The 15,034-nt window shown below is 33.6% G+C and carries 15 protein-coding genes; all 15 read left to right on the top strand.

The window, feature by feature from the left end:
• The 15 genes from LQU93_RS02050 to rplM all read left to right on the top strand — a co-directional run bounded on the left by LQU93_RS02050 (nucleotide 1) and on the right by rplM (nucleotide 15,034).
• Entirely contained in the window at nucleotides 1–348 is a 348-nt protein-coding gene (locus LQU93_RS02050) for a twin-arginine translocation signal domain-containing protein (protein WP_229932230.1), read from the top strand.
• Entirely contained in the window at nucleotides 341–1,030 is a 690-nt protein-coding gene (locus LQU93_RS02045; RefSeq protein WP_229932229.1) for a cytochrome b/b6 domain-containing protein, read from the top strand. The genes LQU93_RS02050 and LQU93_RS02045 overlap by 8 nt, the downstream gene beginning before the upstream one ends.
• A 9-nt stretch (nucleotides 1,031–1,039) precedes the next feature.
• Nucleotides 1,040–2,509 (top strand): [FeFe] hydrogenase H-cluster radical SAM maturase HydG, encoded by a 1,470-nt coding sequence (hydG, locus tag LQU93_RS02040; RefSeq protein ID WP_229932228.1) that lies wholly within the window; start codon nucleotides 1,040–1,042, stop codon nucleotides 2,507–2,509.
• Entirely contained in the window at nucleotides 2,497–3,549 is a 1,053-nt protein-coding gene (hydE, locus tag LQU93_RS02035) for a [FeFe] hydrogenase H-cluster radical SAM maturase HydE (RefSeq protein ID WP_229932227.1), read from the top strand. Before hydG ends, hydE begins: the two co-directional genes overlap by 13 nt.
• A complete protein-coding gene (gene hydF, locus LQU93_RS02030) occupies nucleotides 3,546–4,724 on the top strand; it encodes a [FeFe] hydrogenase H-cluster maturation GTPase HydF (RefSeq protein WP_229932226.1) in 1,179 nt (392 codons plus the stop codon). The genes hydE and hydF overlap by 4 nt, the downstream gene beginning before the upstream one ends.
• 146 nt (nucleotides 4,725–4,870) lie before the next feature.
• Entirely contained in the window at nucleotides 4,871–6,361 is a 1,491-nt protein-coding gene (gene ccoN, locus LQU93_RS02025; RefSeq protein WP_229932225.1) for a cytochrome-c oxidase, cbb3-type subunit I, read from the top strand.
• Nucleotides 6,354–7,019: a cytochrome-c oxidase, cbb3-type subunit II gene (ccoO, locus tag LQU93_RS02020; RefSeq protein WP_229932224.1), complete on the top strand. Its 666-nt coding sequence runs from the start codon at nucleotides 6,354–6,356 to the stop codon at nucleotides 7,017–7,019. Before ccoN ends, ccoO begins: the two co-directional genes overlap by 8 nt.
• A gap of 10 nt (nucleotides 7,020–7,029) precedes the next feature.
• On the top strand, nucleotides 7,030–7,233 hold the full coding sequence (locus LQU93_RS02015; protein WP_229932223.1) for a cytochrome c oxidase, cbb3-type, CcoQ subunit: 204 nt from the start codon (nucleotides 7,030–7,032) through the stop codon (nucleotides 7,231–7,233).
• Between the two features lies 1 nt (nucleotide 7,234).
• Entirely contained in the window at nucleotides 7,235–8,089 is an 855-nt protein-coding gene (locus LQU93_RS02010) for a c-type cytochrome (protein WP_229932222.1), read from the top strand.
• Nucleotides 8,089–8,295 (top strand): DUF4006 family protein, encoded by a 207-nt coding sequence (locus LQU93_RS02005; protein WP_229932221.1) that lies wholly within the window; start codon nucleotides 8,089–8,091, stop codon nucleotides 8,293–8,295. The genes LQU93_RS02010 and LQU93_RS02005 overlap by 1 nt, the downstream gene beginning before the upstream one ends.
• A gap of 100 nt (nucleotides 8,296–8,395) precedes the next feature.
• A complete protein-coding gene (locus tag LQU93_RS01995) occupies nucleotides 8,396–8,986 on the top strand; it encodes a hypothetical protein (protein WP_229932219.1) in 591 nt (196 codons plus the stop codon).
• On the top strand, nucleotides 8,983–9,468 hold the full coding sequence (locus tag LQU93_RS01990) for a FixH family protein (protein WP_229932218.1): 486 nt from the start codon (nucleotides 8,983–8,985) through the stop codon (nucleotides 9,466–9,468). Before LQU93_RS01995 ends, LQU93_RS01990 begins: the two co-directional genes overlap by 4 nt.
• Nucleotides 9,446–11,776, top strand: coding sequence for a RecB family exonuclease (locus LQU93_RS01985; protein ID WP_229932217.1), 2,331 nt, complete (start codon nucleotides 9,446–9,448; stop codon nucleotides 11,774–11,776). The genes LQU93_RS01990 and LQU93_RS01985 overlap by 23 nt, the downstream gene beginning before the upstream one ends.
• On the top strand, nucleotides 11,773–14,520 hold the full coding sequence (locus LQU93_RS01980) for a RecB-like helicase (RefSeq protein WP_229932216.1): 2,748 nt from the start codon (nucleotides 11,773–11,775) through the stop codon (nucleotides 14,518–14,520). Before LQU93_RS01985 ends, LQU93_RS01980 begins: the two co-directional genes overlap by 4 nt.
• An 88-nt stretch (nucleotides 14,521–14,608) precedes the next feature.
• Entirely contained in the window at nucleotides 14,609–15,034 is a 426-nt protein-coding gene (gene rplM, locus LQU93_RS01975; RefSeq protein WP_229932215.1) for a 50S ribosomal protein L13, read from the top strand.

The raw sequence follows: 15,034 nt of genomic DNA, 5'->3' as shown, positions 1-15,034 counted from the left end.
ATGAGATATCAATATGTAGAAAAACCAGTCGGTAAAATTTTCTCAAGACGTGACTTTTTAAAAGTAGGCGGAGTAGTAACTGCAGCTATTGCAATTAGTGGATATGCCATAACCGATATCATTAAAAAACGCAAAAGCTACATTGCTAAGCGTCAAGAAGGGCTATATAAAGATGATAAGCGTTGTCAAAGTATAAATCTTACAAGCTCACATGAAAATCCAAGCTGTATGCAGGTTTATGCAGATTTAAAAACCGAACCAATGGGCGAGATAGCCGAAGAGCTGCTTCATACTCATGCATATTTTGATCGTAAAAACTTAATTTTGCAAGGAGCAAGTCATGCATAATGAAAGAAGGGTGCTTAAATTCCCACTATCAGAAAAAGTATTTCATAATGTAAATTTAATCACATGGATTGGGCTTACCATCACTGGTGTGCTTATATATTTTGATTTGCTAAGTGCAGAAAATGCTGAGTTGATGATGGATTGGCATATCGGTATTGGCGTGGCATTTACGGTGAATTTTTTCGGATTTGTAGTGCTAAATTTTGATAGATTTATGCTTATGATGAGAAATTTGCTCATTTGGGATTTGGATACTTTTAGATGGTTTAAAAATTTTGGTAACTACCCAAGAAGGCTATTTAAGATAAATTTTGGACCAGAAGAGGTTGCTCCACAAGGTAGGTTTAATGCTGGGCAAAAGGCAGCTTATTTGATATTTATGTTTATGATTTTTGGGCTTATAGTATCTGGTTGGCTACTTTATGCATACCCTGCAGCAATGGGCAAAATTTACACAAAATGGATGTTTTATTTTCATGTTTGGGGATCGATTTTAACCAGTGTTTTAGCATTTTGTGTGCATATGCCACTGGCTATAATAAATACAGAAGATTTAAAAGCTATGTTTAGGTTTGGTGATGGTGATGTGCCGTTAGAAGATGCTCATCATCATGCACCAAAATGGGTAGAGCAAGATCTAATGGCTGTTGATACTGACATTAGACTTACCTCCCATCATTAGGAGATTGTTATGTCGTGGGCGAGTGAGAGATATGAGAGAATTTTAGACTGGGTTAGCAAAAATGAGTATGAAAATTTCATCGATGATGATAAGATAGATGAAATTTTAACAAAAACAAAAAACCCAAGCAAACAAGATGTACTAGATGTGATAGCTAGGGCAAAGCAAAACGCACTAAGTGGCACGATGCTTAGTCCAATCGATGTAGCGGTGCTTTTAAACAACACCCACGACGAATTATGGGATGAAATTTTTAAAGCGGCAAGTTACGTAAAAGAGGAAGTTTATGGCAACAGAATGGTGCTTTTTTCGCCTTTATACGTAGCTAGTCCGTGTGTAAATAACTGCAAATATTGCGGATTTGCCACTTCAAATACGGCTCATGAGCAAAAAATTTTATCAGACAATGAATTAGTCGATGAAATAAATGCAGTGCTTGATATGGGGCAAAAGCGTATCATTGCTGTATTTGGAGAGCATCCTAAGAGTGATTATAAATTTATCGCCGATAGTGTGCGTAAAATTTATAGTGTCAAGAAAAATAATTTAAGCATAAGGCGTGTAAATATAAATGCGGCTCCAATGTTTGAAGATGAGTATCAACACGTGCATAAGCAAGGAATTGGGACGTTTCAGATATTTCAAGAGACATATCATAGGCAAACTTATGCAAAATATCATCCAAAAAATACCCTAAAAGGCATATATGATTGGCGTGTTTTTGGGCTACATAGAGCTTTAAAGGCAGGGCTAGACGATGTTGCGATTGGTGTGCTTTTTGGACTGTATGATTATAAATTTGAAGTGTTGGGACTACTTTATCATGCGATGAGTTTGGAAGCAACTTTTGGCATAGGACCCCACACTATCTCGTTTCCACGTATCAAAAAAGCATCAGGCACACAAAATGACAATATGCCATATGCATTAAGCGACGATGAGTTTTTACGTGTGATAGCTATAATTCGCTTGATGTGTCCTTTTACTGGACTTATTTTAACTGCTAGAGAAGAGCCAGAGATCCGCGATGAAGCTATAAAAAAATGCGGCATTTCCCAGATGGATGCAGGCACAAACATCGGTATAGGCGGATATCATGATAAATCAAAAAAAGATGAGCTAAATAAAGTCCAGTTTAAAATTGGCGATAATAGATGTATTGATGAGTTTGTGCTAAATGTGATGAAAAAGGATAAAATTCCAAGCTTTTGTACATCTTGCTACAGAGAGGGGAGGACTGGAGAACACTTTATGCCGTTTGCAAAAAATGCCAAAATTAAATATCTTTGTTTGCCAAATGCTATTTTGACATTAAAAGAGTATTTGTTAGATTACGGTTCTGATGAAGCAAAAGAGCTTGGCGATAAGATAATCCCAAAATACCTAAGTGAGCTTGATGAAAACTTACCGCACGTTGCTAAAAAAGTAAGAGGTCTTATAGTAGATATGGAAAATGGAGCAAGGGATTGTCATCTTTAAAATACATAGATGAACTAGCAAAAAATCGTGAAATTTCAGCCTATAAGCTTGAGAAAATTTTAGCTGATGATGAGTGTAATGAGTATTTATTTGCGCTTGCAAATGCGACTAGAAAGCAATATGCAAAAAGCGAAGTTCATTTAAAGGCTTTGATTGAAATTTCAAATATTTGTCAAAAAGAGTGTTTTTATTGTGGTTTAAGAAAACCAAACAAAGAGTTAAAACGCTACAAAATGAGTGCTTACGAGATAATTGGCTATGCCAAACAAGCAGCTAGTAGCGGATATAAAACCATAGTGCTTCAATCTGGTGAAAGTCAGGCTTTTAGCGATGAGTTGATGTGTGAAATTTTAAGGGAAATTAAAAATACTGGTATGCAAATCACGCTTAGCTTAGGCGAAAAAAGTTATAAGCAGTATCTGATGTATAAAGATGCTGGAGCAGATCGGTATTTGTTACGAATTGAAACAACAAACAAAGCATTGTATAAAAAATTTCATCCAAATATGAGTTTAAAAAATCGCATAAAGTGCTTAGTAAATTTAAAAAATTTAGGCTATGAAACTGGTAGTGGGCTACTTATAGGGCTTCCTGGATATACTTATAAAATTATGGCAAAAGATTTGCTTTTTTTAAAGAAATACGATTTTGACATGGTTGGAATAGGTCCTTTTATACCATCTAAAAATACACCACTAAGTAACGAAAAAGTCGCAAACATTAAGCTTGTTTTAAAGGCAAATGCAATAACTCGCCTAATGCTTGTAGATATAAATATACCAGCCACAACGGCACTAGAGAGTATAGATAGGCAAAATGGCAGGAAAATGGCACTTTTAAGCGGAGCTAATGTTATAATGCCGTCAATTACGAGCGGAAAGTATCACGAGCTTTACAGTCTATATCCTGGTAAATTTCGCCTTGATATGAGTGTTGAAAATACATATAAAAATTTTAACGATATGCTTTTTGATATCGGCGAAAAAGTCTCTTTGTCAAATGGAAATAGCTTAAGATACAATGAGAGAATGGGTTTATGAGTGCAAAATTTTTAAGGACACGAATTGGACTGTTTGGTCGCACAAATGTCGGAAAATCAAGCATTATGAATATGCTAGCAAATCAAGATGTGTCGATTGTTTCAGATGTATCAGGCACAACGACTGATATTGTTGAAAAGCCGATTGAGATACATGGACTTGGTGCTGTTTTGCTTATTGACACAGCCGGAATTGATGATAAAAGTTTGCTAGGGCAAGAGCGTATAAAACGCACAAAAGATACTTTAAAAAGCGTAGATATAGCAATCATAGTATGTGAAAATGGAGTGTTTGACAAAGAGGAGAAAGATTTAATTGCTGAGTTAAAATTTAATAAAAAACCCTATTTTTTGTTAATAAATAAATGCGATTTAAGCCAAATAAAAGATGAGTTTTTAGATACAATAAGTGGTGAAAATTTCATACTTACATCGACAAAAACAGCTTTAAATTTAGATGAAATTTATAAAAAAATGATTGAAATTTCGTCTAAACTTAATTTAAATTCAAATGATTTATTTTTTGAAATTTTAGACCAAGATAAAGTAGTTATTTTGGTAACACCAATCGACGATGAAGCACCAAAAGATAGACTTATATTGCCACAGGTACAAGCAATAAGGCAAATTTTAGACAAGGATTGTAGTGTAGTTGTTACAAAAAGTAGCGATGTAAGTCAAATATGTCGCAAATTTAATCCTGATTTAATCGTGTGTGATTCTCAGTGTGTTTTAGAAGTGGTAAAATCGGCTCCAAGCAATATTAGTATAACCACATTTTCTATACTTTTTTCAAGATTAAAGGGCGATTTAAACGAGTTTGTAAAAGGAGCTAATGCTATAAGAAATTTGAAAAATGAAGATACTATTTTAATAGCAGAGGGCTGCACTCACAATGCAAAAGATGGTGATATAGCAAGAGTAAAGATACCAAATTTGCTTAAAAAAGTAACACAAAAAGAACTAAAATTTGTCCATACAAATGGCAAGGACTTTCCAGATGATCTAAACAAATACGCTTTGATTATTCATTGTGGTGGTTGTATGATACATAAAAACTTTATCATTAACCGTATAAATGAAGCTAAAAAAAGTGGCATAAGTATCACAAACTACGGCATTGCAATATCATTTTGCCAAGGGGTTCTTGATAGAGTAATTAAAATATTTTACTAAATAATAAAACTTTAAATTTCTACTTAAGTATATTTAACAAAAATGTTACAAAAAATAAATTTTTTAAGTTTATTTATATTTTTTTTATCATAAAATAACATAACTTATTTTTTAAATTAATTTTCAATTAATAAAGGAGGGATTTGATGCGACCTGGTCAAATGCTTAGTTATGACTATAGCGTGGCAAAATTATTCATGTTTTCTACGCTTATTTTTGGTATCGTCGGCATGCTTCTTGGCGTTGTTATCGCTTTTCAGATGGCATATCCAGATTTAAACTACATAGCTGGAGAATACTCGACGTTTGGTAGGCTTAGACCGCTTCACACAAATGGCATAATCTTTGGCTTCATGCTTTCTGGTATATTTTCTACGTGGTATTATATCGGACAAAGAGTGCTTAAGGTATCAATGAGCGAATCGCCATTTTTGATGTTTATTGGCAAACTTCATTTTTGGCTTTATATCATACTTATAGCCTGTGCTGTTGTTACTCTTTTTATGGGAATTTCTACATCTAAGGAGTATTCAGAGCTAGAGTGGCCACTTGATATTTTAGTTGTTATTGTGTGGGTGCTTTGGGGTGTGTCTATATTTGGGCTTATTGGCATACGTCGTGAAAAGACACTATATATTTCTATATGGTATTTTATAGCTACTTTCCTTGGTGTGGCTATGCTTTATTTGTTTAATAATATGGAGGTTCCTACACGCTTAATTTCAGGACATGGCTCATGGATACACTCAGTTTCTATGTATGCTGGCACAAATGACGCTTTAGTTCAGTGGTGGTTTGGACACAATGCTGTTGCGTTTATCTTTACTGTTGCAATTATTGCGATGATTTATTATTTCTTGCCAAAAGAGAGCGGACAGCCAGTTTATTCATACAAACTCTCTTTGTTCTCATTTTGGGGATTAATGTTTATCTATCTTTGGGCTGGTGGGCATCACCTGATTTATACTACAGCACCTGATTGGATGCAAACTATGGGTTCGATATTTTCGGTTGTGCTTATTCTTCCATCTTGGGGTTCGGCAATAAATATCTTACTTACCATGAAGGGTGAGTGGGTTCAGTTGCGTGAAAATCCTTTGATTAAATTTATGATCCTAGCTTCTACATTTTATATGTTTTCAACACTTGAAGGTCCAATTTTATCGATTAAGTCAGTAAATGCGTTAGCTCACTACACAGATTGGATACCTGGACACGTCCATGATGGAGCTTTAGGATGGATCGGATTTATGATTATGGCAGCACTTTATCATATGACACCACGTATGTTTAAGCGTGAGCTATATTCAAAATCACTAATGGAAGTGCAGTTTTGGATGCAAACAACAGGCATTGTGCTTTATTTCTCGTCAATGTGGATAGCTGGTATTACTCAGGGCATGATGTGGAGAGCAACAGACCAATATGGTAGTTTGCTTTATAGCTTTATAGATACCGTCGTAGTGCTTGTGCCGTATTATTGGATTAGGGCTATTGGTGGATTGTTATATCTAATAGGATTTTTCATCTTTGTTTATAATATATTAAAATCACTTGGTGCACCAGCACTTAGTAGTGAGCCAAAAAATGCTACTCCTATGGGTGGTCGTGCAAATTCGGAGGTGAGCTATGTTTAGTTGGTTAGAAAAAAATCCATTTTTCTTTGCAGTTGCTGTATTTATACTAATAGCATACGCTGGTGTGGTTGAAATTTTACCAGATTTTGCAAATCGTGCAAGACCAGTTGAAGGCACAAAGCCATATACTGTTTTACAACTGGCTGGCAAACATGTGTATATCAAAGAGAGTTGTAATGCATGTCATTCGCAAATGATAAGACCTTTTAAGAGTGAGACTGATAGGTATGGTATGTATTCTTTAAGTGGTGAGTATGCGTATGATAGACCGCATTTGTGGGGTTCAAAAAGAACTGGACCTGATTTATGGCGTGTCGGCAATTACCGCACAAGTGATTGGCATGAAAATCACATGAAAGATCCTACTTCGGTAGTTCCTGGTTCTATAATGCCAGCATACAAGCATATATTTGATAAAAATGCCGATATTGAAACGGCATATGCTGAGGCTTATACTATTAAAAAAGTATTTAATGTTCCTTATGATACTGAAGGCATGCCAAAACTTGGATCTTTTGAAGATGCAAGCAAACAAGCAAGAGCAGAGGCTGCAGAGATTATTGCTCAAATGAAAGATGAGAGTATAAAGACAGCTTTTGAGCGTGGCGAGATAAAAGAGATAGTGGCTTTGATAGCTTATCTTAACAGCTTAAAATAAGGAGTTATAGATGGATATGCAAACTATAAGAGAGCTACAAGCATACGGCTTTTTTATATTTGTTGTAGTGCTAGTGTGTGTGCTTTATGGATATTGCTATCATCTATACAAGACAGAACGAGCTGGAAAGAGAAACTACGAAAAATATTCAAATTTAGCTTTAGATGATGACTTGGATAGTGTTGTCATAGAAGAAAATAAAAAAGGGCTTTAACATGCAATGGTTTAATTTAGAAGATAACATAAACCTACTGTCCCTAATCGGTGCGTTAGCAATTGTTATACTCACAATAGGTATAGTTGGTAAATACGTAAATCAGATGAAAGATGCAAAGGATGTTCATGCTCCTCTTAGCGAAGATAGCTGGGACGGCATAAGAGAGCAAAAAAATGGATTGCCACTTGGCTGGGCTGTGAGCTTTGTGCTTGTTTTAGTGTGGGCTATATGGTATTATTTGGTTGGATATCCTTTAAATTCGTACTCTCAAATTGGCGAGTATAATGAAGAAGTAAAAGCATACAATGAGAAATTTCAAAAAATTCATGCAGATGCGAATTTAGTAGATATGGGTAGTGGGATTTTTTTAACTCAATGCTCAGCATGTCACGGCGTTACAGCAAATGGCATGAATGGTAAATCGGCTGACCTGAGCGTATGGGGAAGCGAGAGTGCAATAGTTGATGTGATACTAAAAGGCTCACGTGGCTTAAACTATCCGGGTGGCGAGATGCCTGGTGGCTTAGTTGATGAAGATGGTGCTAAAGCGATAGCTGCGTATATGGCTAAGGAAATTTCAGCTATAAAAACAACTAAAAATGAAGCTTTAGTTGAGCAAGGCAAAGAGCTATATGCCGCAAGCTGCACGATGTGTCATGGTGAAGATAGTAAAGGAATGGATGGAACCTTCCCTGATCTTACTGCTTATGGCTCAAGTGCATTCGTGGTTGATGTTTTGATGCGTGGCAAGAGTGGCGAGATAGGCGTGATGCCAAAATTTGATACAATGCTAAATCCTATACAGCAAAAAGCTGTAGGCGAATATATACTTTCACTTTCAAGGGGTAAGTAATGGAAAATAGAAGCGTATTTGCATTTAATGGCGTTAGCGGTATGCTTGTAGCTGTTGTTTTGCTTTTAAGCATACTTGGTGTGCTTACGTATTTTGCTATAGTGATACAACAAGATGTGGCAAATAAGCCATACACTATCGAAAACATAAATCAAGTAAAAATGATAAGCACAGATAATGCAAGTCATGTGAAGGTAAAGGAGTGATTATGTCCGCAATTTTAGAAAAAGTCATAGTGTTGTTAATTATCGCAGCTGGCATAATATGTGCTTGGTCGGTTCTTACTCCAAACCACCTTTTTGTAGGATGAGAGTATTTGATATAAGGGGCGTTTTAATCGCCCTTTTTGTTTTTTGTGGTGCCTTAAATGCCAATGTATTTTTTTATAATGATGATAAAATTTTAAGCGATAAAGTTATTTTAAGACTTAATGAAATTGCCACTGAATTACACGACAAAACAGGCATTTATGTTGGTGCTGGTGTTTTTAACTCGCTTGATTATCAAAGCAACTTGCAAGCGAAGTTTGATTTGCTTCATATAAAATCTCCATATGCATTCATAATGATAGTAAAAAATGAGAAAAAAGTAGAAATTTTTGCAGATAAAAATACATCTAAATTATTTGATAAAGATGCTATTTTAAGCCCATTTCCAGAAAGTGGAACGATTTTGCCGATTTTGGCTTCAAAAAATGGCAAAGATATATTTAATGCGGCTATTATGAATGGATATGCTGATTTGAGCGAACAAATAGCAAAGTCAAAAAACATAGAATTAATATCTGCTATTGGCAATGCAAACAAAAACACTCTAAATATATTTAGATTTTTTGTATATAGCTCTATTGTTTTAGTTTTTGCACTTATGATATATAAAAAAAGAGTAAAAAGATGAGTAAAAATAGCAAAAAAACATTTTGGCCTTATGGCATAGTTTTAAGCATAATCGCCTGTGTTATCGCTTGTGTGGCAACTATCATTATATCGCTTGATTATCCAGTTGAGATGGATAATATCTATTTTCAAAACAAACAAAAAGTTGATCAAAATATAAATGAAATTTTGGCATCCCAAAAAGAATTTGATGATAAATTTGGCATAAAATTACTAAATGATGAGATTAAGATTAACGCTTTAAATGAGATAAAAATTAGCATAAAAAACAAAACTCAAAATTCCAAAATAACATCATACAAAGCCATGATGACACGCCCTGAAACAAATGCGTTTAATGTCGAATTGAATGCAACCTTAACAGATGGGTTTTTGACAACTAAATTTAATCCGTCTTTGATTGGAAGGTGGCAATTTATGCTACAATTGCAAGATGAAAACGCAACAGGATATTATAGGTTTGAACTATTCGCAAACGAATAGATTATACGTATTTTCAAGCACTAGGGCTATACGAGAGTTTGCAAAATCACATCAAAACTCGCTTTTGCCAAAATTAATTAGTATAGGTGATTTTTTTGATAAGTGTATTTATGTAAAAGACTATATAAAACCAAGTCAGGCTGAGCTTATGCTTTGTATGCAAGAGGCTTGTTTAAAAACTCAAAAATTAAGCAGTGAATTAAAAATCCCAACTGATTTTTTTTCGTTTTTAAAGAACAAAGAGTATATTTTTTCATTTTTTAAAGAGATATCTCATCAGCTAAAAAATGTAGATGATTTAAAATTTGCCGACATTTATGATAGCTATGAAGAGCATATTGAAATTTTATCAAATTTATTTAAAAACTATCAAGAAATTTTATCATTAAAAGGCTATTATGATGATATAACTTTGCCAAAAAATTACTATTTAAATCACGGTTTTATCAAGGCTTTTGATGAGATACTTATACAAATAGATGGCGTGTTAAGCGAGTTTGAGTGGGGTATTTTGCTTGAAATTTCAAAATTAACCACTTTAAAAATATCCTTTATCACATCTGTTTTAAATAAGAAATTAACAGATAAGATAGTAAAAATTTCAAACGCCAAAATAGAAAACTACTATAAATACGAACTAAACTTAAGCACAAATGAGCTTACTAAAAACGAAGCTTTACCTAGAAATAAAAACATTTTAACGCGTGAGTTTAGTATACGAAGCCTTCAAGCAGCATATGTGTTTGAAAAAATCTCAACCTTTGTTTTAGAAGGAATTGATCCAAGTGAGATTGCTGTAATACTTCCTGATGAGAGTTTTAGTGAGATTTTGCGTTTGCATGATACTCATAATTTTTTAAGCTATGCAATGGGGCGAAGCGTGTCAAACACAAAGCTTTTTATCGCACTAACACGTGTGATCGAGCTTTTTGATAGCAGCACAGATGTAAATTTTGATATTGATATAAAATCACAGACAAAACTAAATCAACACGATACATATTTTATTTTAAATAAAATTTCAAAACAAGATTATGAACTTTTAAGTGCAAATTTTAGTAAAGTATTAAGTTATGAAGAAACGATTGAAATTTTAACTCAATTTGCAATTTGTATGAATGCTTCAAAACAGCTTTTAAATATATTAAGCACAGAAATTTTTGCCCTAAAACCACTTATGAATAGGTTAAAATTCCATGAAATTTTAAGACTTTTGCTACTTGAATTAAAAACAAAAACATTAGATGATGTTGGTGGTGGAGCGGTGCGTGTTATGGGGTTATTGGAGAGTAGGGGACTAGAGTATAAGGGCGTTATAATTGTTGATTTTAATGATGATTTAGTTCCAAAAAGAAGCACAAATGAGCTATTTTTAAGCTCGGTTGTTCGCAAAAAAGCTGGACTTATAAGCTATACTGAGCGTGAAAATTTACAGAGAAGCTATTATGAGAGATTGATAAATAATGCCAAAAAAGTCGCTATAAGTTATGTTAAAAATGATGAGCAAATTGGCTCTAGGTTTTTAAAAGAATTTAAATGTTTTAATGATGATAGTTATAGCGATGATGAGTATATAAAGATATTTAAAAGTGGCAAAGTTGCTAAATTTCATGAAATTTATGAGAGTGTTAATCATGATATTTTTAGTGAGAGGTTTTCATTTTCAAGGCTTAGCACAATTTTGGCTTGTCAGAGAAAATACTACTACAAATATGTCTTAAAAATACCAGAGCAAAAGTGTTTAGATGATGTTCCTGTAAGCGAATATGGAGTAATTATTCATCAGGCTTTGCGTGATTATTATAGTAGTAATGATAAATTTGATAGTGAGAAATTTTGTGAAATTTTAAAACCAAAATTAAATCCACTTGATTATGAAATAGCTAGAATAAAATTTAAAAAATTTCAAGAAAATGAAAATATGAGGTTTAATGAAGGCTGGAGTATTAAGGAGATGGAGTGCGAAAAAGAGGTTGTTTTAAATGGTATAAGGCTATATGGAGTAATAGATAGAATCGACATAAATGGTGAAAATGTGAGTGTGATTGATTATAAAACTGGTAGCTCTGCTGATGCATTGCAACTTGAGTTTTATAAAATTTTAATACAAAACGATCAAGCCAGTAGTTATTTTTATGATTTAAAAGGAAAAATGAGCTTAATTAGTCCAAGCAAGAGCAAAAATATGCCAGATATTTATGAAAAACTGCATGAATTAAAAAATACACCACTTGATTATAAGCCAAATGTGACGAGTAAAAATTGCAACTATTGCCAATACAAAGCGTTGTGTAGAGGTGAGGTATGAGGCAGTTTGTAGATTATTTAGCGCTTAAGGCAAGTGCTGGAAGCGGCAAGACTTTTGCTCTTAGTGTGCGATATATTGCATTAATACTAAAAGGTGAGAGCATTAAGAGCATAACGGCTTTAACATTTACCAAAAAAGCCGCAAATGAGATGAGTGAGCGCATTATTAATACCTTTTTAGATCTTGATAAACCAAGTAGGAAAGGCGAACTAGATACTATATGTGCTTTGTTGGAAATTTCGGCTAAAGATGCTATAAAACGTAGAGATAAATACCTAAAAGATTTTTTAACAAATGAGTTAAAAATCATGACGTTTGATTCGTTTTTTGGTATGATACTTAGGCTTTTTGCACTTCACGCTGGTGTTAGTCCTGAGTATGAAACAAGCCAAAATGAGGCTAAAGACTTACAATCAAAAATGATAGATGAAATTTCAAAAAAAAATAATATATTGCATGATTTTGCTTTGTATATCAATGAATATGACAGCTCAAAAGGCAATTTTTTTAAGACGCTATCTAGTTTTGATGAGAGTATTGCAGAGCTTTCGTATAAGCAAACAACTAAGCCAAGCTCAGATACTTTAATGGCTAAAGTAAAAAATATGCATGAGTATATAAACTCGCTAGATAATGCAAGCACTCATGCCAAAAAAGCCTTTGGTGCTAATAGCGTGAATGAATATTTAAAATCAACTGTTGCTTCAAAAACTACGCTTAATGGTGAAAAAACGTATAGTAAAATATATTCAAACGAGTTAGAAGATATGTTTTGTGATATTAAGAAAGAGTGTAAAAAATATACAGATGAGCTAGAAGCGTATCAGTTAGGTAGGCTCTCAAGCATATTTGAAATTTATAAAAATGTAAAAACTCGCCTTTTGCAACAAAACGATACTCTAACTTTTTGTGATGTTACAAATTTTGTTAGCAAACTACTTGCTGATGATAATTTTAAACATGTGCTTTACTTTAGACTTGATAGCAAGATCAAGCATCTATTAATTGATGAATTTCAAGATACAAATGTGATCCAATACGGCATTATTAGCCCACTTATATCTGAGATAGTTGCTGGAAAAGGGCAAACTGATGTGGGTAGTTTTTTTTACGTTGGAGATACTAAGCAAAGTATTTATAGATTTCGCGGAGGCAAAAAGGAGCTTTTTGATAAAGTAATAAATGATTTTTCACACATAAGTCTTGATACTCTTGATACAAATTATCGCTCGTCAAAAACCTTAGTTAATTACGTAAATAGTGTTTTTGCTCATCCTGTGATAAAAAACTATAAGCCACAAATTCCAGATAAAAAAGATGAGGGCTACATAAAGGTAGTAAGTAGCGATGAGATTATAGATCAGGCTGTGATAGAGGTTGAAAATTTATTAAATAGTGGCGTAAGGGTTAGCGATATAGCAGTGCTTTGTTGGCAAAACGATGATTCTGATATGGTGTGTGAAAGGTTGCGTTTAAAAAATATTGCTTATACAAGCGAGAGTAACGTGCTTTTAAAAAACTCACCGCTTGTTTTTGCACTAATAAATTATGCTAAGTTTTGTTTGTTTGACACTGAGATATATGCTAGAAATTTTAGTGCTTTCATGGGTAAAATGCCTGTAAAAATCGAACTAGATTTAGATAAAACAGCTAAAGAAAATTTAATATATCTTGCTAAAAGGGCTGAAATTTCACTGCAAGATAGTGATATTTTACGCTTACTTGAGATAGCAAACGGTGATTTGATAGGATTTATTTTTGAATTAGAACACTCACAAGTTAAAGCTACAAAGAGCAAAAATGGTGGCGTACAAGTCATGACTGTGTTTAAATCAAAAGGGCTTGAGTTTAAGCATGTTGTGCTTTGTGATCTGGTCGGCAGGGGTAGCACGGACAAGGATAAATTTATAGTTGATTATGACATCAATGAAGGCATGATGGTTAAGCTAAAGGTTGCAAATAGAGCTTGTTATGATGATGAGTATGCGAAATTTATGTTAGCTTATGAACAAAAAATTTATGAAGAGGATATAAATAAAATTTATGTCGCCATGACAAGAGCAAAAATGAGCCTAATTATTGTAAAAAAGCAAAACCCAAATGGCAATAGTCCAAGCTATTTTACTGAGTATGGCAAAGAAAATGATGAGATTAAATATGTGTGTTTGCAAGAGTGTGAAGTAGGCAAAGTTACGCCTAATAATGATCAAATCCCACAGCCAAAGCCAAGTAAAAAAATCCAATTAGCCCTAATACAAAAAGACGATCAAAAGAGTGCAAATAATGATGATATAGGCGATTTAAATGCTGTTTATTTTGGTTTAGCATTGCACTTTTTGCTAGAGATGTGTGCTAAATTTAGCAAGGATGAAATTTTAGCTCAAACCCATGCCATGAAAAATAAGTTTGCGAAATTTCTAACCAAAGATGAACTAGACGATGTGGTTAGCAGGGCTATTAGTTTATGTGAAAATAAGCAATTTAATGATATCATAAAAGACTGCATTGTTAAAAAAGAGCAGACGGTTTGTTATAATGACGAGATAAAGCAATTTGATTTATTGTGCATCAGGCAAAATGAAATGGTTGTTATTGATTACAAGAGTGCACTCGGCGATAGCGATAAATACGTCAAACAAGTTAGCGTATATGTTAGAATTTTACAAAACATATATCCAGATTATAAGATAAGCGGTGCTATTTTTTATGCTTTAAAAGATGAAATTTTAGTCAAACGCATTTAATTAGTTTAAATTATGCTGAAATTAAGTTAATTGTAAGCTGTATTTATATACAATCCCATTTTAAAATTTATTTGGCAAAGGCAAAAATATGACAAAAGTAACAAAGCCAAACGAAGTAAAACGTGACTGGATCGTTCTTGATGCGACTGGTAAGCGTTTTGGTAGGCTTCTTACAGAGGTAGCAACACTACTTCGTGGCAAACACAAACCATCTTATACACCAAACGTTGATTGTGGCGATTATGTCATCATTATAAACGCATCTAAGGCTGAATTTACAGGTGCAAATAAGGCAGAGCAAAAGCTGTACCATAGACATTCAGGCTATTTTGGTAGCGTAAAAAGTGAAAAATTTGGAGATTTATTAGCAAATAATCCAGTTAAACTATACAAATTAGCTGTTCGCGGAATGCTTCCTAAGACAAAACTTGGTAAAGAGATGATTAAAAAACTAAAAGTGTATGAAGGTAGCGAACACCCACATACTGCTCAAATCGCTAAAGAAGGAAAATAA

It is taken from the genome of Campylobacter majalis, from assembly GCF_905120465.1.
GTDB lineage: Bacteria > Campylobacterota > Campylobacteria > Campylobacterales > Campylobacteraceae > Campylobacter_A > Campylobacter_A majalis.
The sequence above is the reverse complement of the archived record's forward strand: the minus strand, read 5'-3'. Positions and strand labels throughout refer to the sequence as shown.